Origin of the sequence: Anaerostipes faecalis, from assembly GCF_018982945.1 — a bacterium.
Classification (GTDB): Bacteria; Bacillota; Clostridia; order Lachnospirales; family Lachnospiraceae; genus Anaerostipes; species Anaerostipes faecalis.
On sequence record NZ_JABRXE010000002.1, the window covers coordinates 25078 to 45489 of the forward strand.

Below are 20412 nucleotides of genomic sequence, written 5' to 3' on the forward strand. Positions count from 1 at the left end.
AGTACTTTTTTGTATTTTATCTCCAAAAAATTGCACAATATTTCATACATTTCTTTCATTTTCAACAATATTTATTTTCACAAAGCTCACTTAACTTTTTAAATGCCTCTTTCATTCCTCCAATCTGATTAATCAGTCCATATCTTACTGCTTCCTCTCCTTCAAGAATCGTTCCTGCATCCTTTACCTGTTCCCCAACAGCAAGCATCAGTTCCTCAACCTGCTTCTGATTCATACCAGAATGATCACTGATAAATCTGGTAATTCTGTCCTGGATTTTCTCAATATTACGATAGCTTTGAATTACTCCAATAAAAGTTCCACCTGTTCTTACCGGATGTATCATCATTGTAGCACTTTTTACTATGAAAGAGTAATCAGCTGAAACAGCCAGTGGAACACCAATAGAATGACTTCCACCCAATACCAGTGAAACTGTAGGCTTGCTTAAGGAAGCAATAAGTTCTGCCAGTGCCAGACCGCATTCCACATCTCCTCCTATGGTATTGATCAAAATCAAAACTCCCTTAATCTTATCGTCATTTTCTACTTTTGCAAGCATGGGAATCATATGCTCATATTTTGTTGTTTTTGCACCTTGAGAAGCTGCCTGATGTCCTTCGATTTCTCCAATAATGGTCATAATATGAATTCCATTTATATCTGTTGAACCAGAATCTTTTATCTCATTTCTTCGTTCTTCATCCATTGCCATACCTCACTTTTAAAAAATTTTTCTGATAGAAAAAACAAAAAGAAGGAAGTTTCATCTACTTCCTTCTTCTTATTTTTTCGTTATTTTTCTTTTCTATTCATCAATTTCAAAAGAAATCAACAGATCTTCCTGATTTACCTGTTCTCCTTCTTTGACATAAATCTTATCAACAGTACCATCTACTTTAGATACAACCGTTGTTTCCATCTTCATGGCTTCCACTGTCATCAATGGCATATTTACTGTTACTTCATCTCCTTCTTTAACAAGGATTTTTCCAACAGTTCCAGGGATTGTAGATCCAAGATGTCCCGGATTAGATTTATCAGCTTTTACTCTTCTGTCTGCTTTAACTTCAAGATTTTTATCCAGAACTTTAATCTCTCGAATAGATCCATTTACTTCAAAGTCAAGGCAACGGTAGCCATCTTCATCTGGTTCAGACATATCAATAAATTTGATAATCAGAAATTTACCTTCGTCAAGTTTCAGGACTGTTTCTTCTCCCTTACGAAGTCCATAGAAGTACACATGACTTTCCAGCCCTGTAACATCATTATAAGCTTCGAAATGTCGGCAGTAATCTTCATAAACCTTCGGATACAGAGCATAACTTAATGCCTTCTGATGAAGAACCTCAGGGTCTTCCATGCTATCCATATAGAAGTTTTCTTTTAATCCGTTTTTAATATAATCAAAGTCTTCATCTGGAAGCAGACTTCCCGGACGTACGGAAATAGGTTTCTTTCCTTTTAAAACAATTTCCTGAAGTTCTTTCGGGAATCCACCTTCCGGCTGTCCGATCATTCCTTCAAAATACTCTACAACAGAATCAGGATATGATAAATTCTTTCCTTCTGTAAGAATATTATCTTTTGTCAATCCATTTTTAAACATAAAGATGGCAAAATCACCAACAACTTTAGAAGATGGAGTAACCTTTACAATATTTCCCAGAAGATGGTTTGCATCTTTATAAAGACCTTTTATAGCTTCGAAATCTTCTGCAGCACCCATTTCCTTAACCTGTGCAAGCAGATTAGAATACTGTCCTCCAGGAATCTCGTATTTATAAATTTCTGTATTCGGTGCATCCATGCCGCTTTCAAACTGCTTGTAGACTGGACGAATTCTTGCATAATACTGACTTAACTCTGTCAATTCATCCGGATTCAGTTTTGTATCTCTCTTAGTTCCTTTTAAAGCTTCAACAAGTGAATTCATACATGGGTTACTTGTCATGGAACTCATAGATCCAATAGCACAGTCAGCAATATCAAGTCCGGCTTCTGCAGCTTTCAGTAATGTACTGACACCATTTCCTGTAGAATCATGTGTATGAAGATTTACCGGAATCTTTAATTCAGATTTTAATGTTGAAATCAGTTTTTCAGCTGCATATGGTTTTACAAGACCTGCCATATCCTTAATAGTAAAGATATGAACACCAAGGCTTTCCAGTTCTTTGGCTTTCTTTACATAATAATCTAATGTATATTTTGTTTCATTTGGATCAAGAATATCTCCTGTATAACAAATAGCACCTTCTACGATCTTTCCAGTTTTTAAAGCAGTCTCAATTGGCATTTTCATATTTTCCACCCAGTTTAAACTGTCAAAAATACGGAAAACATCCACACCATGTCCGGCAGCTTCCATAATAAACTGCTGAACCACATTATCTGGATAATTACTATATCCTACTGCATTGGATGCACGAAGAAGCATCTGGATCAAAGTATTTGGCATACGTTCTCTTAATGCAGATAGTCTCTTCCATGGTGATTCCTTAAGGAAACGATATGCTGTATCATATGTTGCCCCACCCCATGCTTCAACAGAAAAAGCTTCCTGCATAAATGCATTAGTTGCTTCAGATGCCATAACCAGATCTCTCGTTCTCATACGTGTCGCCATCAATGACTGCTGAGCATCACGCATGGTTGTATCTGTTATATATAATTTATCCTGTGTCAGGATTTTCTGGGTAAATCCTTTGGCACCAAGCTTCAGAAATTCATCTCTGGAACCATATACAGAACGTTCTTTATCATATTTAGGAGCTGTTGTATTTTCAAAATATGGCTTATCCTCTGCATGCTGAACATTAACCATCTTGTTTCCAAGAAATTCCAGAATTTTTGTAGCTCTGTCCTGGCTTTCCGGAAGCATAAACAGTTCCGGTGTATCTTCGATAAATGTTGTATAACATTTTCCGCTGCGGAATGTATCATGATTCAGTACATTGATCAGGAAAGGAATATTTGTCTTCACTCCACGAATTCTTGTTTCCTTTAATACACGAATAGATTTATCAACTGCACGCTCAAAAGTACGATCATGAGAAATTGCTTTTACAAGAAGGCTGTCATAATATGGAGTAATTTCCGCTCCTGCATAAGCATTTCCACCATCCAGACGAATACCATTACCTGCTCCGGAACGATATACTGTAATCTTTCCTGTATCTGGAAGGAAGTTATTTAAAGGATCTTCTGTGGTAATACGTGTCTGAACAGAATAGCCATTACATACAATATCTTTCTGTGATTTAATTCCAATTTCGCTGGAATCCAACGGATAACCTTCAGCCACAAGAATCTGAGTCTGAACGATGTCAATACCTGTAACAGCTTCTGTAATTGTATGTTCTACCTGGACACGAGGATTCATTTCAATAAAATATGCATTATTATCTGCATCTACGAGAAATTCCAATGTTCCGGCATTCTTATAATCTACATGTTTTGCAAGACGGATAGAACAATCAAAAATCTGCTGACGTACTTCTTCCGGTACACTGAATGCAGGTGCATATTCTACAACTTTCTGATGTCTTCTCTGTACAGAACAATCACGATCATACAGATGGACAACTTCTCCATACTGATCTCCAATGATCTGCACTTCTATATGTTTTGGACTCTTTAAGTATTTTTCAACAAAGATCTGATCATCTCCAAATGCTTTTTTGGATTCATCTCTTGCTTCGGCATATTCTTTAGGCATTTCCTCTGCAGAGTTTACGATACGCATTCCACGTCCGCCTCCTCCGTTGGAAGCCTTTAACATAACCGGATATCCAACCTGATCTGCAATCTTCAAGACCTCATTCAGTTCATGAACTGCATGGTCTACACCAGGAATAATCGGCACATCTGCTTCGATTGCCATCTGTTTGGATGAAATTTTATCTCCCATTTTGCGCATCAGGTCAGAAGAAGGCCCGATAAATGTAATTCCATTCTTTTCACAGGCATCTACAAATTCTGGATTTTCTGAAAGAAATCCATAACCAGGATGAATAGCATCAACATTTTTTTCTTTTGCAATACGAATAATCGTATTAATATCAAGATATGCATCAATTGGTCCCTTATCAGGATTCAGCTGATATGATTCATCTGCCTTGGAACGGAACAGTGCATAACGATCTTCTTTGGAAAATACACCAACTGTGGTAATTCCAAGCTCACTTAAAGCACGAAAGACACGAATTGCAATTTCGCCACGGTTAGCAACCAATACTTTTTTGAACTTTTTTATCTCCATGGTTCTAGCTCCTTTTTCTAGTTTTTCTTTTCAAAATGATTTTAAAAACATTAAAATTTCTTAATACCATTATTTCGAAACATTGCAAAGTAATGTTCTATGAAATAAAAAATGATATTTTTAAGGTCAATTATATCTCATAAAATCCTATTTTACAATAGTCGTATCTAAAAAAAGTTCCTTCTCACTAAATTAGAGAAGGAACTTTTGATAACTAATTCTTATTCTTCAGTTTTTTCTTCTGCTGGAAGTAAAGCTTTCATACTTAAGCTGATTTTCTTTTCATCTTTCTTAAAGTCAACAACTTTAGCTGTAATTTCCTGTCCAACACTTAAAACATCTGAAGGTTTTTCAATATGTTCTTTTGCAATCTGAGATACGTGAAGTAATGCATCAATTCCAGATTCAAGTTCAATAAATGCTCCAAAGTCTGTCATACGAGCAACTTTTCCAGTTACTTCATTACCAACTTTGTATTTTTCTTCTGCTTTTAACCAAGGATTTTCTTCTGGGAATTTCAGACTTAAAGCAATCTTTTCACCCTGAATATCTTTGATCAATACAGTAACTTTGTCTCCGATATTGAAAACTTTCTTAGGATTTTCAACACGTCCCCAGGACATTTCAGAAATGTGAAGTAATCCATCTGCTCCACCTAAATCGATAAATGCTCCAAAGTCTGTTACATTCTTAACAACACCATCGATCTTCATTCCAACTTCGATCTTTTCAAATAATTCTTTCTGTTTTTCTTTCTTAGCAGCTACTAATAACTGTTTACGGTCACCAATAACTCTTCTCTTGCGAGGATTGAACTCACTGATAACAAATTCAATTTCCTGTCCTTCATATTTCTTAAGATCTCTTTCATAAGAATCAGAAACAAGGCTTGCAGGAATAAATACACGTGCTTCTTCAATAAGTACACTTAATCCACCATCTAATACCTGCGCTACAGGTGCTTTTAAAACTTCTTTGTTTTCATAAGCTTCTTCAAGACGCTTATTACCCTTCTCAGCTGCCAGCCTCTTATAAGTAAGGAGTACCTGTCCTTCTCCATCATTAACTTTCAGGACTTTTGTCTCCATAGTATCACCAACTTTGGCTACTGTTGTTAAATCCACGTTGGCAGAATCATTAGAGTATTCATTTCTTGTTAAAATACCATCTGCTTTATATCCGATGTTCAAGATAATCTCATCTGGTTTTACATCAATGACTGTACCTTCTACTACCTCTCCATTATGAATCGTAACTAAACTTTCCTCTAATAATTGTTCAAAACTCTTTTCTGTCATGCTAGCATGAACCTCCTTGATAATTTTCTGTGGGGTTGAGGCCCCCGCTGTAATACCCACCTTACCAGTCGATTCAAAAAGTTTCAAATCCAGGTCTCTAAGTGTCTGTACAAAAAAAGTGTTTTCACACTCATTCTTGCTAATCTCAAATAACTTCTGGCTGTTGGAGCTGTGTTTATCTCCAATAACAACCATTGCATCTACATCCTTAGCGATAGACTTTGCTTCCAGTTGACGTTCTTCTGTGGCATTACATATTGTATTACATACTTCTATATCATAACCCTTTTTGTTGATAATTTCAACTATATCTTTAAATTTCTTGTAATTAAATGTCGTTTGGGAAACCAGACAAGTTGGCTTTTTGAAATCAATCTGATCTAACTGGGATGCCTCTGTTATTACATGAACTTCACCGGTACACCATCCGCGAATTCCTTCTACTTCAGGATGTTCTGCACTGCCGATAATAATAATCTGCTTTCCATTTTCTCCTGCAGCATGTACTATTTTATGGATTTTTCTTACAAATGGGCAAGTTGCATCCACCAGAGTCAGACCTTTATTTTCAATCAGCTCATATATCTCCTTGGGAACTCCATGGGAACGGATAATAACAATGCCTTCAGAAAGATTGGAAAGTTCTTCTCTTGAATGAAGCACCCGAACTCCCTTTTTTTCCAAATCCTTCACAACATGTTCGTTGTGTATGATAGGACCATATGTATATACATGATCCTTTTTTGCTTCCTGATACACTGTATCCACAGCCCGTTTTACACCAAAACAAAATCCCGCTGTTTTCGCCAATATTACTTCCATTGTCCCTCCATTATTTTACTTTATTAAATTCATTGACAACTGTGTCAACAACCTGCTGGATCGTCATATCAGAAGAATCTACCAAAACTGCATCTTCAGCCCTTTTTAATGGTGCAATCTCTCTCTCCATATCCTGTTTATCTCGAGTAATGATATCCTGTTCGATTTGCTTAAGATCTGCATCCACACCTTTTTCGATCAGCTCCTTATATCTTCGTTCTGCACGAACTTTTGATGAAGCGGTCAGATAAATTTTCAAATCCGCATCCGGGAGAACATTTGTTCCTATATCTCTTCCATCCATTAAAATATTAGCTGTTTTAGCCATATCCCTCTGCAAGTCCAAAAGTGTTGCTCTGACTTTTTTATACGCAGATGTCTTGGATGCCATATTTCCTACTTCTTCTGTACGAATTAATCCTGTAACATTTTCTTCATTAAGAAGCACCTGCTGCATACCATCTTCATAAGCAAGACTTACATGAATATCATCACAGGCTGCATTAATAGCTTCTTCATTTTTTTCATCCACATGGTGACGGATAAAATATAATGCCATAGCACGATACATAGCTCCTGTATCCACATATACAAACTCAAGTTCCTTGGCAATTGTTTTGGCAATTGTACTTTTTCCTGCACCTGCTGGTCCGTCGATTGCAATACTATACATAATATAATCCTCCTAATTTGATCCTGCAAGATATCCTGTTGACCAGGCAATCTGAAGGTTAAATCCCCCTGTAACCGCATCCAGATCAAGGACCTCTCCTGCAAAAAATAATCCTTTTATTTTCTTTGATTCCATCGTTCCAGGATTGATTTCTTTTACATCAATTCCTCCCTGGGTAATGATTGCTTCTTTAAATCCTCTTACTCCGATAATGGTTAATTCCAAATCCTTTAATAAAGAAACCAGCTGTATTCTTTCCTTTTTTGTAATTTCATTAACCTTTTTATGTTCCGGAATTCCTGACAGTTCTATCATAACAGGAATCAGCTTTTTGGGCAAAAGAGAATCCAGAGAATTTCTAAAATCTTTATTCATAACCTCTTTAAAATCTCTTAACACCCTCTGGTCCAGCTGCTCCCGTGATAAAGCAGGCTTTAAATCAATATGGAATTTAAGTTCCGTTCCCCGATATCCTGCTACATAACTGCTGGCACTTAATACAACAGGTCCACTGACTCCAAAATGGGTAAATAGCATTTCCCCAAAGTCTTCATGTACCTTTTTCCCATTAGATGTCATGCTTACCTTTACATTTCTCAAAGAAAGACCTTGAAGTTTTTTGCAAATATCCTCTTTTATCTCAAATGGCACCAAAGCCGGTACTACCTGAGTTACATGATGACCTGCCTTTCTTGCAAAAGTATACCCATCTCCTGTTGAGCCTGTGGAAGGATATGACATACCGCCAGTGGCCACAATAACCTTATCGCCTGTTATAGTATCTCCTGATAACAAACCAACTCCATAGGCAATTCCATCCGCAGAGATTAAAATCTTTTTTACTTCCATATTGAGACATACTTTTACTTTTTGCCGCTTCAGTTCTCGCTCCAGAGCAGCAATTATATCTGAAGAATGATCAGATACCGGAAAAACCCGGTTTCCCCGTTCTATCTTTAAAGGACATCCAAGACTTTCAAACAGTTCCATTACTGCATCATTGGAAAAAGTATAAAAACCACTATATAAAAATTCCCTGTTAGTTACAACATTATCAAAAAGTTCTTCAATTTCACAGGCGTTGGTAACATTACAACGGCCTTTTCCTGTAATAAATATTTTCTTTCCAAGTTTTTCATTTTTTTCAAGAAGGATGACCTGATTTCCTTCTTTCGCCGCCTGATATGCAGCGATCATGCCGGCAGCTCCTCCACCGATTATGATTACCTTCATATATTACATCCTTTTTATATAATTCTCTTATCAAGACATTCTTTCATCTGCTCAATATCTTTTTCTTCTAATTCCACCTGCATTGCTTTAGCATTATCTTCAATCTGAGCCGGCTTTCTTGCCCCTCCAAGAACATGAAGACTATCAATCATATTAGCTGTCAGGGCGATAATAAGGCTACTGTATGAACATTTATATTTCTCCAGATATCGCTCCCATTCCTTTAAAATTTCAAGAATGATTTTTCTGCGTTCCGGTTGAAATGATGGATTATTATTTCGAACATCTCCTTTGGGAAATACTGTATCTGTTGTGAACTTTCCTGTCAGCAGTCCCTGTTCCAAAGGAGAATATGCCTGAATCGATACACCCAGTTCCTGACATACAGGAACCAGTTCCTTTTCAATTCTTCTGGTTGCGATGCTGTATTTTTCCTGAATTACATCCAGCTGTCCATATTTACAGTATTCTCTTATATCTTCAGCAGTTACATTGGATGCTCCAATTGCACGAATTTTTCCCTGCTTCTTCAAAGTCATCAGCGCATCCATAGTTTCTTCTATGGGATACAGATTATAATCTGTTGTCTGCCAATGTGTATACAATACATCTATATAATCGGTGCCAAGATTTATCAGACTATGATCTAAATCATCCATGATACTTTTTTTGGATAAGTCCCTGTAAACATCTGTCCCGTCTACATTTTTATGGAAAACAGGTGTTTCATGACGCCATTCTAAAGCACATTTAGTAGATAATACAATTTTATTTCTTTTTCCTCTGATGGCTTTTCCTACAACATTTTCACTATGATATAATCCGTAAATAGGTGCCGTGTCAATCCATGCAATACCAAGGTCTATGGCTTTTTCGATAGTCTTAATGGACAGTTGGTCATCGTTTTCTCCCCACCAGCTTCCTCCTCCAATGGCCCAGGTACCCATACCTAAAAAAGGAACTTTTATACCACTTTTCCCAATCTCAATCATTTTTTCCATAACAGTCTACCTCCAGGCATCTTAATATCTATATTTTAATGAATAAACATTGCATCTCCAAAGGAGAAAAATCTGTATCTTTCTTTTACCGCCACTTCATAAGCATTCATAATATGTTCTCTTCCTGCCAATGCTGAAACCAGCATTAATAATGTAGATTCCGGTAAATGAAAATTCGTAATCAATCCATCAATGACTTTGAATTTATATCCAGGATAAATAAAGATATCTGTCCATCCGCTCCTGGCACAAATAGTTCCGTCATCATCTGCCACCGATTCCAGTGTACGGGTACTTGTTGTTCCCACTGATATGACCCTTCCGCCTGCTGCTTTTGTCTCATTTATCATTTTGGCATCTTCTTCTTCTATTCGATAAAATTCAGAATGCATATGATGATCCAGCACATTATCTACCTTCACAGGCCGGAAAGTTCCCAAACCTACATGCAAAGTTACATAGGCAATCTTTACTCCCATCTCTCTAATTTGTTTCAGAAGCTCTTTTGTAAAATGCAGTCCTGCTGTAGGTGCCGCAGCAGATCCTTCATATTTTGCATAAACAGTCTGATAACGATTTTTATCTTTCAGCTGATGAGTAATATATGGTGGCAGAGGCATCTGACCAAGCTGATCCAGCACTTCTTCGAAAATTCCTTCATACTCAAAACGGATCAAACGATTTCCTTCTTCCACTACCTCAAGAACCTCTCCAACAAGCATTCCATCACCAAATGAAATCCTTGCACCCGGTCTTGCTTTCTTTCCAGGTTTCACCAGTGTTTCCCAGATGTTGTCCTGTTTTCTTTTCAAGAGAAGAACTTCCACTTTTCCTCCGGTATCTTCTTTTGCACCAATGAGTCTGGCAGGAATCACTTTGGTGTTATTCAACACCAGACAATCTCCTGGTTTTAAGTAATTGGTGATATTTCGAAAAATATCATGTCCTATTTCACCTGTATGTTTATCCAGAGTGAGCAGTCTTGAACTTGAACGATCAAGAAGGGGATCTTGGGCGATCAACTCCTCCGGTAAATCAAATTTAAAATCTGATACTTTCATTAACATTTCCTTCCTTTGCTCTAATACGTAAATTAAAGTATAACATGAATAAGAAGGACCTGCAATTATACAAATAAGCTGCTATAAGAAAACATCCTTGACGGCATTACAATTATTATGTATAATTCCCTTTACCTTTTTAACAGAAACAATTTTATATTGTAGCAATACAGGAGGGATTCAAATGGATTATTTCAAACGTGCACAAGAACTAAAAAATGAGACGATTTCCAATCGCCGTTATCTCCACACCAATGCAGAGGTTGGACTGGATATGCCAGTTGCACAATCCTTTATCATGAAAAAACTAGAAGAATATGGCCTTAACCCTAAGCCGTGCGGTCATGGTGTTACAGCAACTCTTGGGCAAGGAGGGAAATGTATTCTTCTCCGTGCGGATATGGATGCTCTTCCAATGCCGGAAGAAAGTGGTCTGGATTTTGCATGCCCAACCGGAGACAAAGCCCATGCCTGCGGTCATGATTTCCATGCTGCTATGCTTCTTACCGCTGCAAAAATGCTGAAAGAAAATGAAGATGCACTGGAAGGTACTGTTAAATTTATGTTCCAGCCTGCAGAAGAAACCTTTGAAGGAAGCAGGGATATGATGGAACATGGAATTCTTGAAAATCCAAAACCTGATGCTGCCCTGGCTTATCATGTCACTGCCGGACAAATGCCTATCGGCATGTATATGTACAACAACACAGGAACTATGATGTTCTCTGTAGATGGATTTAAAATTACAATTCATGGAAGGGGGTCTCATGGTGCTTATCCACAAAATTCCATTGATCCAATTAATATCGGGGTCCATATTCATTTAGGACTTCAGGAACTGATTGCCAGAGAATGTGACCCAACAAAATCCAGTTTATTAACTATAGGAAACTTTTCTGCAGGTTCTGCCGCAAATATTATCCCGGATACCGCCGTACTTCAGGGAACCATTCGTACCAATGATAAGGAGCAACGAAAACTCCTTGTAGGAAGAATGCAGGAAGTCGTAAAACAAACTGCAAAATTATATAGAGGAACTGCTGAAATTGAATTTTTATCAAATGTTCCACCTTTAATCTGTGATCCGGAATTTACAACAGAAATTGCCGGTTATATGAAGGATTTAAATATTCCGGAAATGGTTCCAGTACCAAATGCCTCATCCAGCGCCTCTGAGGATTTTGCATTAATTGCCAATGAAATCCCTTCTTCCTTTATGTATCTCTCCGCAGGATATATGGATGAACGAGGCACTTATAATGCACATAACCCTAAAGTTCAATTTAATGAGGATGTCTGCCCATATGGAGCCTGCTGCCTAGCACACTGTGCGACTGAGTGGTTAAATCATCATTCCAAATAAATAAGCTAGTTAAAAAAGGAAGAAAGCAACAAATGAACTTTCTTCCTTTTTTCTTACCTGATTATTTGTAATAGAATCCTTTATAATTATATTTCAGAACCCGATAAGAATATTTATCTGCTTCATATGTAAATGATCTGATTAATTTTCCATTTTTATCATATTCACCAAATGACTTACTCATACCACTGCTGAATGTAATATTCCCGCTTAAATGCTGAACACTGCTGACAATAGAAGAATACGGTAATGATATTTTCTGAACCAGCTGATAAGTTCCCTTTTTCTCATCTACCAGATATCTATAATAGTAAGAGGAATTACCTTTTGCATATTCCCCAACTCCTGGATATTTGCTCCAGTCAAAGTCCGGAATGGTTGCAGCATTTCCAAAATTATTGTTAAACATATATAAATAATACTGTCCTTCCGGCAATGAATTATCATATTCTACTGTAATAGTATGCTGTCCTGCCTGTCCTACAAAATTCCCTTTCTGTTTCAACAGATACTTCTCATAAGCAGTCCCGTCATATAATGTTCCGCTATGAATGATATAACTGATTTTTGGATTTTCGTAAATATCCGAAACTTTAATCAAAGCACTTTGTTCTCGACTGCTGACAATGATTTGTCCATTATCCAGGATATCCATAGAATTCAGATGAAGCCAATCCAGCTCTGTTCCCCCGTAGGTATTCTTTCCACCTTCTCTTTGTACTGCATTTTCCCGCATTTCTTTTAAAAGGTCTTCAAAATCAATCAGTTTTTTCACTTGATTGGTTTTTAAATCTACAGAAATCAAAACATCTTCGATGGTATCCTTCTTTGTATCATTTACCAAACATAAAATTCGTCCGGAATTTTCATCATAACAAAAATCATGATGTAATTCATACTGTCCGAGATTAATAGTTTTTACAATTTTTCCGATACGATTCATCATGGCGATTTTATTTACATCATAGGAGTAAATCATTTTTCCATTCACAGTAAGAATTCGATCAGTACGATAACTATTCAATGGCATTTTCCCACGATTGATTCCATTATTATCATAAAAATAAATATTGGCCGCTTCCGTCTTATCATGTCCAAGAATAGCAAACAGACCATTGCTCATCTTTGTACTGGAACTTCCCTCTTTAACGTTGGTAATTGCTGGAATTTCAGAATCAGCTGCTGTTGTCACATAAAAATAAGTCTTTGCAATGGCACGATTCTCTCGATCATAAAAGTTCATGGTTATTTTGTTTTTGGCTCCTGCCACAAGACCTGTAATCTGATATTCATGCTGAAGAGTCAGATTATTTTTACTATCATTTTTTAAGGTTTGTGTGATTGTCTCTGCTCCATCAGCTTCAATGGTACATTTTACATAGGAATAACGATCTGATACTCCATAATAGTAAATTGATGTACTGTTGGTTCCATATGGATTACTGATAAGCAGAGGAGAAGATATCGTATAATCTTTCTTTTCTTTCTTCTCATCAATTTTCTTTTGTGCTTCTTTCTGATAAGCTTCTGTAAAAATATCCTTTTCCTGATGAGTTATTTTTTCAACTGCTGTCTTAACTTTCTGAAGCTTCACATTGTTATAAAAATTTTCCTGAGCATACACTCTATACGCAAAATAACTGCAGATTCCTAAAACAATGATCAATATCGTAAGATAATACTTTTCCCGACCCCTCTTGCCTGTCTTGTTATTATCTGATATCGCTTCTTGCCTCATGGTTTCCTCCATTTTATAATTTTTTGTTTCGCAGATATTATAGCATGGAATCCGCATAAAATAAGGCTTTTCACAATGTCTCCACAAATGTTTCACAGTTTGGAAACATTTTACCAGAAAAACATTCCTTTAAAATTATATTTTAATACACGATAGGAATATTTATTTGCTTCGTAAGAAAAAGATTTAATTAATTTTCCATCTTTGTCATATTCTCCATACATCTTGCTCATACCACTGCTAAATGGAATGTTTCCATCTAAATGCTGTACACTGCTGACAATGGAAGAATATGGCAGGGCAAATTGCTGTTCAAGTTTATAGGTTCTATTCTTCTCATCCACCAAAAACTTGCTATAATAAGATGTCCCTTTTGTAAATTTCCCGACATTTGGATACAGACTCCAGTCAAAGGATGGTATTGATGTTGCCCTTCCAAAATAATTGTTGAACATATAAAGATAATATTGTCCTTCCGGCAATGAATCATCATGCTCTACCGTAATAGTATGCTGTCCTGCATTTGGAATTAGTGTTCCTTCTCTCTTCAGCTGATATTTTGCAATATCTGTTCCGTTATAAATGGTCCCTCTGTGAATAATATAGTCCAGTTCCGGCTTATCATAAATATTCTTGATTTTAATTAATGAACTGTGTTCACGACTGCTTAAAATCAGACTGTCATCATCAATCAGATCAAAAGAATTCAGATGAATCCAATCTAATTCTGTTCCCCCATAGGTATTTAACCCACCTTTTCTTTGTACGGCAAGACTCCGCATCAAAGGAAGTATTTCTTCACAATCAAATAATTTTGAGGTTTTTCCACTTTTTACATCTACAGATACAATTACATCTTCTATAGTATCTTTAGACTTGTCATTTACCAGGCAAAGAATTTTATTATGTTTCTTATCATACATGAAATCATGATGGAATTCATAATTGCCAATTTCAATAGTTTTTGTTACTCTTCCAAGGCGGTTGGTAAATGCGATCTTATTAAAATCATAGGAATAAACCATCTCTTTTCCTATAAACAGAAAACGATCGGTGCGATATTTATTTAACGGCATTCTTCCTCTGCTAACCCCGTTATTATCATATAAATAAATATTGGATACATTCGCCTTATCATGTCCAAGAAGTGCAAATAATCCATCACTCATCTCCACCTTGCTCTCTCCTGTATTTTTACTTAAAACAGCAGGAATCACATCATCTTCAGGCATATTCACATAAAAATAGGTTTTTCCCACTGCACGTTTGTCCTCATTATAAAATTCCATGGTAATTTTATTTTTCTGACCTAGCACCAGACCAATAATCTCATATTCATGAGTTGTAACATATTTCTTTCCTGATGCCGTTTTCAGCTTATGACGATAAATACTTGCTCCTTCAGCTTCCACAGTACAGACTGCATAAGATGCTCGATTGGTTTTTGCATAATAATATAACGAAGTGGTATAAGTTCCATAGGCATTCTGTACCACCAGTGGTTTTGAAAAATTGTAATTCTTATCCTTCTTCCATTTTTCCAGCTGATTATCTGATTCCTTTTGATACTCTTCCGTAAAAATATCAGAAACTTCATGTTTTACAGTTTTAGGTGTTACCTTAATCTCCTTCTGCTTGACACTTTTAAAAAACTGTTCTTCTTTATAGTTATGATAGATATTTTTTACTACAAATCCCAAAATCAAACCTGCAATCAAAATAATAGAAACCATAATCTGTTTCTTCTTTTTCTTATGATTCTCCCGTTCTACTATATCTTTTATGTGTGTCATAATTCCCTCCAAAAAATATTTTTGTAATATTATGTCATATTTTCTTAACATTCGCAACCTATATTTAACATTGTGTACATTCGCACGGAGCGTTTTTTATTACATAGAAAATTCAAAAGTATTTCCTATGTAATAAAAAAGGCCAATACCTTTATTAAAGTATTGACCCTTTTATCATTTTTAATTAGCAGATTATGCTCTCAATTCAATTCCTAAATTTTTCAGTTCCCCAAGAATCTTATCTACAATCTTGCTGACTTCTGCCTCTTCCAATGTTCTGTCTTTAGCACGGAATGTCAGAGAATATGCAACAGATTTATATCCTTCTTCAATCTGATTTCCTTCATATACATCGAATAATTCAAAGGATTCCAGAAGTTTTCCGCCTTTTTCTTTGAAGATTTTTTCAATCTGTCCTACAAAGATGTCTTTTCTCATTACCATACTTAAGTCACGTTTCATTGCAGGGAATTTTGCAACACCTTCATACTTACGATCAAATGTTGCTTTTTCTACAAGCACAGGCATATCGATCACTGCTACATAAACTTCGCCTTTCATACTGTAATTGTCCATAACTTCCGGATGAATCTGTCCAATATAGGCAAGTTTTTCCCCTCCCAGCATTACATCTGCCTGTCTTCCAGGATGGAGAAATGGATGTTCTGTTGTTGGGAGATATTCTGTTGCTCCTTTCAATCCAAGAGCTTCCATCATATCTTCTAAAACACCTTTTAATGTAAAGAAATCACAGTCGCCATACATTCCGAGAGTCATTTGCATTCTTTCATCTGGAAGTTCTGTCAGCGGAAGTTCTTTTGGAATATAAATATTTCCAAATTCATATAATCTTACATTAGTATTTCTATGTGCAAGGTTTGTTGCAAGAGATGTCAGCATTCCATTTAAAGAAATGGTCCTCATAATACTGAAATCTTCACCAAGCGGATTGGAGATTTCAATTGCCTGACGTTCTTTTGCGTCTTCTGCCAATAACAGTTTGTCAAATACTTTCGGACTTTCAAATGAATATGTCATTCCTCCACTGAAACCATTACGCTCTGCCACATCTCGACATACATCTTCCACACGGATTTTAAATGGTTTCTTACCTGCAGTTGCCTCACCTCTTGGAAGAGTTACCGGAATATTATCATACCCAAAGAATCTTGCAACTTCTTCTGCAAGATCAGCCATACATCCAAGATCCTGACGGAATGATGGAATCAGAAGTTCATTGGCAGCTTCATCATATTTTAGTTCCAGACGGTTAAAATATTCTAAAACTTCTTCTTTTGAAACATTCGTTCCAAGAAGTGCATTCATCTTATCAACTTCAAGAGGCAGACGAACCTGTTCTTTTGGGTTTGGATATACGTCCACTGCTCCACCTACAACTTCTCCAGCTCCAAGTTCTTCAATCAGCTGACATGCACGATCCATGGCTGCCATTGCATTTTCCGGATCCAATCCCTTTTCAAATTTACCAGAAGCATCTGTTCTTAATCCAATCTTCTTGGAAGAAAGACGGATATTTGTTCCATCAAAACATGCCGCTTCAAATAATAAAGTCTGGATGTTATCTGTTACCATAGAATTTTCTCCACCCATGATACCTGCAATACCGATTTCCTTTTCCCCATCACAGATCATCAGAACAGAATCATCCATTGTACGTTCTTCCCCATCTAATGTAACAAACTTATCACCTTTTTTTGCACGCCGAACAATGATTTCCTTATTAGCGATGGTTTCCAGATCGTACGCATGCATTGGCTGTCCATATTCTTCCATAACATAATTTGTAATATCCACCAGATTATTAATTGGTCGAATTCCCATTGCTGATAAACGTCTCTGCATCCATTCTGGTGAAGGAGCCAGCTTAATGTTTTTCACAACCCTTGCTGTATATCTTGGACAAAGATCCTGATCTTCTACAGTTACTTTAATATAATCATTTACATCTTCATCATTTCCGGTTTTGGTTACTACAGGAGGATAAAAATCCTTACGGAATGTTGCAGCTGCTTCTCTTGCCATTCCAATCATACTAAAGCAGTCTACACGATTGGAAGTAATCTCAAATTCTACTACCGCGTCACGAAGTCCCAGTGCTTCTACCGCATCATCTCCTGGTTTCACATCTTTCTGGAAAATATAAATTCCATATTCAGGAGCTTCCGGATACATATCTCTATTGCTTCCAAGTTCTTCGATGGAACACATCATACCACAGGATTCAATTCCACGAAGTTTTCCCTTTTTAATCTTAATCCCATTTTCAGGATTTTTCCCACCGTCATGACCACCGGCAACTCTTCCTCCGTCTAAGACAACAGGAACCAGGTCACCTTCTGATACATTTGGGGCTCCTGTAACGATCTGAACTGTTTCTGTTCCAACATCCACCTGACAGATAATCAGTTTATCCGCATCCGGATGCTTTTCAATTTTCAATATTTTACCAACAACAATTTTCTCTAAATTTTTATCTAAATATGTGATGCTCTCCATATTAGAACCAGATAATGTCATTTTATCTGCATATTCCTGTGGAGTACATTCCAAATCAGGCACATATGCCTTAATCCATGAAATAGGTGTATCCATTTTTCTTAATCTCCTTTTCTAGAACTGACTTAAAAATCTCTTATCATTTTCATATAATAAACGCATATCATCGATTTCGTATTTTAACAGTGCAACTCGTTCTAATCCGATTCCAAATGCAAATCCTGAGTATACTTCCGGATCGATTCCACACATTTTTAATACATTTGGATGTACCATTCCACATCCAAGGATTTCAATCCATCCGCTTCCCTTACACATACGGCATCCTTTTCCGCCACATTTAAAGCATGTTACATCTACCTCAGCACTTGGCTCTGTAAATGGAAAATGATGCGGTCTGAATTTAACTTTTGTATCCGGACCAAAGAACTCTTTTGCAAACTGCTCTAAGGTTCCTTTTAAATCAGCAAATGTAATGCCTTTATCTACGACCAATCCTTCTACCTGATGGAATGATGGAGAATGAGTTGCATCAACTTCATCAGAACGGAATACTCTTCCAGGTGCAATCATACGAATTGGCATCTGCCCAGTTTCCATAATACGAGCCTGAACAGGTGATGTCTGTGTTCTCAAAAGAATATCTTTATTAATATAGAAGGTATCCTGTTCATCTTTCGCAGGATGATTTTCAGGAATATTCAGCATCTCAAAATTGTATTTATCATATTCTACTTCAGGTCCTTCTACTACTTCATAACCCATACCAATAAATACACGTTCAAGATCTTCCAATGCAATCTGGTTTGGATGACGATGTCCTTTTTCATGTGTCTTTCCTGGAAGTGTTACATCAATGACCTCTTTTTTCATCTTTTCTTCACGAATTTTTTTCTTCAATAAAGTCATTTCTTTTTCCAGTGCTTCTTCGATGACAGTTCTGGTATCATTGACCATCTGTCCAATAATTGGACGCTCTTCTTTGGCAACATCTTTCATTCCTTTTAATACCTGAGTCAGTTCACCTTTTTTACCAAGCACAGAAACACGGATATCGTTTAATGCATCCATAGCATCTGCCTGTTCGATTTTTTCCAAGGCTGCTTTCTTAATTGCCTCTAATCTCTCTTTCATTGCTTTTCTCCTTTATATTATTGTATTTATATTCGGACGAATTCCTTTTTTGAGTAAAAACAAAGCGGCTAAATCCGCTTTAGCATAACAAGGTCTCTCCTATTGAAAAAAGAACAACGCGGACAAGTCCGCTATCAACTCCCTGTATCCCTCAATCATGAGGGACTTGCTCCGCTTTGCGTGCCGATGTGCAGCAGTTTTAACTGCTTTCCTTTGCACATCGTGCACATCCACGCGGAGCGTTTTTTATTACATAGGAAATTCAAAGGAATTTCCTATGTAATGAAAAAGAACCCGTCCACAAAGGGACGAGTCCTTGTATTTACTCGCGGTACCACCCTAATTCCTATGATAAACCATTTTTACCATAAGCACTTAGTTTCTGCATAACGGGCAGCTTCCGTTATCTCCTACTGATGAAACTTATCACGTTCAAAGATACAGCTACGGTGTGAAATTCGGAAGATTTCTCTTCTTACTGTGCACCATCAATGCCTTTAACATTCCTTATTCTATACACAAGCTAATAAAAAGTCAACATAAAATATCATTTTTAATAGCTATATTATCCTTTTTTCTTACACTTCCTGACGGTATCTGTGCCAGAATAATAGCAACAAACATCAGCAAACACCCAAACATTTCCCTGCCGCTCAGCTTCTGATGAAGAATGAGAAATCCTGCAATAACCGATGTTACAGATTCCAGGCTCAAAATTAAAGATGCCACCGTCGGATTCATTCCTTTTTGTCCAACAATCTGCAAAGTATATCCTACCCCACAGGATAAAACTCCTGCATATAAAAGAGGCTTCCATGCCGCCACCAACGCCCCTATGGAAGGATGTTCAAATATCATCATCGGAACTGCACAAACAATTCCGCAGACAATAAACTGGATACAGGACATTTTTACTCCATCGACAAACTGGATAAAATAATCAATAACCAGAATGTGCAAAGAAAACATTATGGCACAAATAAACACATAAATATCTCCCTGTCCAATGGAAAACGATTCTGTTATACATAAAAAGTAAAGTCCCGCCAGTGCTATAACAACACCCAGCCATACAAATGGACCGCATTTTTTCTTTAGAAACAGCCCCAGGATTGGCACAATGATAATATAAAATGCCGTGATAAACCCTGCTTTCCCAACGGTTGTATGTAAAATTCCAAACTGCTGAAAAGAACTTCCTGCTGCCAGAGCAATTCCACAGGAAACACCTCCCAAAATCAGCATTTTTCTGTTTTCCGGTTTTGATATACCTGCCGTATCTCTTTCCTGCTTTTCCAGAAATCCGATACACGGTATCAGCACAAGGCCTCCAATAAAGCATCGTATACTGTTAAATGTAAATGGACCTACATAATTCATTCCAACACTTTGTGCCACAAAGGCATTCCCCCATATAACAGCTGTCAGTAATAGCAAAAAAGAATTTCTAATCTGTTGTTTTTTCATATAAAATAACCTGCCTCTTTTTTATATTTTCTAATTTTACTATAG

The 20412-nt window shown here is 36.8% G+C and carries 13 protein-coding genes and 1 other annotated feature; of the genes, 1 reads left to right on the top strand and 12 read right to left on the bottom strand.

Going from position 1 to position 20412, the window contains the following annotated elements; translation table 11 throughout:
- Window positions 1–61 precede the first annotated feature (61 nt).
- From KTB61_RS03130 to queA, 7 genes are all read right to left on the bottom strand, one after another.
- Window positions 62–709, bottom strand: coding sequence for a ClpP family protease (locus KTB61_RS03130; RefSeq protein WP_330638183.1), 648 nt, complete (start codon window positions 707–709; stop codon window positions 62–64).
- Window positions 710–808: 99 nt separating this feature from the next.
- Window positions 809–4267: a pyruvate carboxylase gene (locus KTB61_RS03135; protein WP_216696775.1), complete on the bottom strand. Its 3459-nt coding sequence runs from the start codon at window positions 4265–4267 to the stop codon at window positions 809–811.
- Between the two features lie 221 nt (window positions 4268–4488).
- On the bottom strand, window positions 4489–6387 hold the full coding sequence (locus tag KTB61_RS03140; RefSeq protein ID WP_075760451.1) for a bifunctional 4-hydroxy-3-methylbut-2-enyl diphosphate reductase/30S ribosomal protein S1: 1899 nt from the start codon (window positions 6385–6387) through the stop codon (window positions 4489–4491).
- Window positions 6388–6397: 10 nt separating this feature from the next.
- Window positions 6398–7060 (bottom strand): (d)CMP kinase, encoded by a 663-nt coding sequence (gene cmk / locus KTB61_RS03145; RefSeq protein WP_216696776.1) that lies wholly within the window; start codon window positions 7058–7060, stop codon window positions 6398–6400.
- Window positions 7061–7072: 12 nt separating this feature from the next.
- Window positions 7073–8293 carry a BaiN/RdsA family NAD(P)/FAD-dependent oxidoreductase gene (locus KTB61_RS03150; RefSeq protein ID WP_216696777.1) on the bottom strand — a complete coding sequence of 407 codons (1221 nt, stop codon included), beginning with the start codon at window positions 8291–8293 and terminating at the stop codon, window positions 7073–7075.
- 14 nt (window positions 8294–8307) lie between these two features.
- A complete protein-coding gene (locus KTB61_RS03155; protein ID WP_075760448.1) occupies window positions 8308–9294 on the bottom strand; it encodes an aldo/keto reductase in 987 nt (328 codons plus the stop codon).
- A 35-nt stretch (window positions 9295–9329) separates the two neighbouring features.
- Window positions 9330–10355 carry a tRNA preQ1(34) S-adenosylmethionine ribosyltransferase-isomerase QueA gene (gene queA / locus KTB61_RS03160; RefSeq protein ID WP_075760447.1) on the bottom strand — a complete coding sequence of 342 codons (1026 nt, stop codon included), beginning with the start codon at window positions 10353–10355 and terminating at the stop codon, window positions 9330–9332.
- 184 nt (window positions 10356–10539) lie between these two features.
- Between queA and KTB61_RS03165 the strand changes: the two genes are divergently transcribed.
- Window positions 10540–11718, top strand: a complete 1179-nt coding sequence (locus KTB61_RS03165; protein WP_216696778.1) for a M20 family metallopeptidase — start codon at window positions 10540–10542, stop codon at window positions 11716–11718.
- 61 nt (window positions 11719–11779) lie between these two features.
- Here the strand turns inward: KTB61_RS03165 and KTB61_RS03170 are convergent, their stop codons facing one another.
- From KTB61_RS03170 to KTB61_RS03190, 5 genes are all read right to left on the bottom strand, one after another.
- On the bottom strand, window positions 11780–13456 hold the full coding sequence (locus tag KTB61_RS03170; RefSeq protein WP_216696779.1) for an aryl-sulfate sulfotransferase: 1677 nt from the start codon (window positions 13454–13456) through the stop codon (window positions 11780–11782).
- Window positions 13457–13566: 110 nt separating this feature from the next.
- Window positions 13567–15249 (bottom strand): aryl-sulfate sulfotransferase, encoded by a 1683-nt coding sequence (locus KTB61_RS03175; RefSeq protein ID WP_216696780.1) that lies wholly within the window; start codon window positions 15247–15249, stop codon window positions 13567–13569.
- 192 nt (window positions 15250–15441) lie between these two features.
- On the bottom strand, window positions 15442–17862 hold the full coding sequence (pheT, locus tag KTB61_RS03180; protein WP_075760444.1) for a phenylalanine--tRNA ligase subunit beta: 2421 nt from the start codon (window positions 17860–17862) through the stop codon (window positions 15442–15444).
- Window positions 17863–17880: 18 nt separating this feature from the next.
- Window positions 17881–18900, bottom strand: a complete 1020-nt coding sequence (gene pheS, locus KTB61_RS03185; RefSeq protein ID WP_075760443.1) for a phenylalanine--tRNA ligase subunit alpha — start codon at window positions 18898–18900, stop codon at window positions 17881–17883.
- Between the two features lie 301 nt (window positions 18901–19201).
- Window positions 19202–19401: a binding site (T-box leader), on the bottom strand.
- A gap of 33 nt (window positions 19402–19434) precedes the next feature.
- Window positions 19435–20367, bottom strand: a complete 933-nt coding sequence (locus KTB61_RS03190; RefSeq protein ID WP_216696781.1) for a DMT family transporter — start codon at window positions 20365–20367, stop codon at window positions 19435–19437.
- Between the last annotated feature and the right edge of the window lie 45 nt (window positions 20368–20412).

Excerpts from the sequence above, each read along its gene's own strand:
- cmk (WP_216696776.1), bottom strand. The coding sequence starts at position 7,060 with ATGTATAGTATTGCAATCGACGGACCAGCAGGTGCAGGAAAAAGTACA.
- KTB61_RS03170 (WP_216696779.1), bottom strand. The coding sequence starts at position 13,456 with ATGAGGCAAGAAGCGATATCAGATAATAACAAGACAGGCAAGAGGGGT.
- KTB61_RS03135 (WP_216696775.1), bottom strand. The coding sequence starts at position 4,267 with ATGGAGATAAAAAAGTTCAAAAAAGTATTGGTTGCTAACCGTGGCGAA.
- KTB61_RS03140 (WP_075760451.1), bottom strand. The coding sequence starts at position 6,387 with ATGGAAGTAATATTGGCGAAAACAGCGGGATTTTGTTTTGGTGTAAAA.
- pheT (WP_075760444.1), bottom strand. The coding sequence starts at position 17,862 with ATGGATACACCTATTTCATGGATTAAGGCATATGTGCCTGATTTGGAA.
- KTB61_RS03165 (WP_216696778.1), top strand. The coding sequence starts at position 10,540 with ATGGATTATTTCAAACGTGCACAAGAACTAAAAAATGAGACGATTTCC.
- KTB61_RS03155 (WP_075760448.1), bottom strand. The coding sequence starts at position 9,294 with ATGGAAAAAATGATTGAGATTGGGAAAAGTGGTATAAAAGTTCCTTTT.
- KTB61_RS03130 (WP_330638183.1), bottom strand. The coding sequence starts at position 709 with ATGGATGAAGAACGAAGAAATGAGATAAAAGATTCTGGTTCAACAGAT.
- pheS (WP_075760443.1), bottom strand. The coding sequence starts at position 18,900 with ATGAAAGAGAGATTAGAGGCAATTAAGAAAGCAGCCTTGGAAAAAATC.
- KTB61_RS03190 (WP_216696781.1), bottom strand. The coding sequence starts at position 20,367 with ATGAAAAAACAACAGATTAGAAATTCTTTTTTGCTATTACTGACAGCT.
- KTB61_RS03175 (WP_216696780.1), bottom strand. The coding sequence starts at position 15,249 with ATGACACACATAAAAGATATAGTAGAACGGGAGAATCATAAGAAAAAG.
- KTB61_RS03150 (WP_216696777.1), bottom strand. The coding sequence starts at position 8,293 with ATGAAGGTAATCATAATCGGTGGAGGAGCTGCCGGCATGATCGCTGCA.
- queA (WP_075760447.1), bottom strand. The coding sequence starts at position 10,355 with ATGAAAGTATCAGATTTTAAATTTGATTTACCGGAGGAGTTGATCGCC.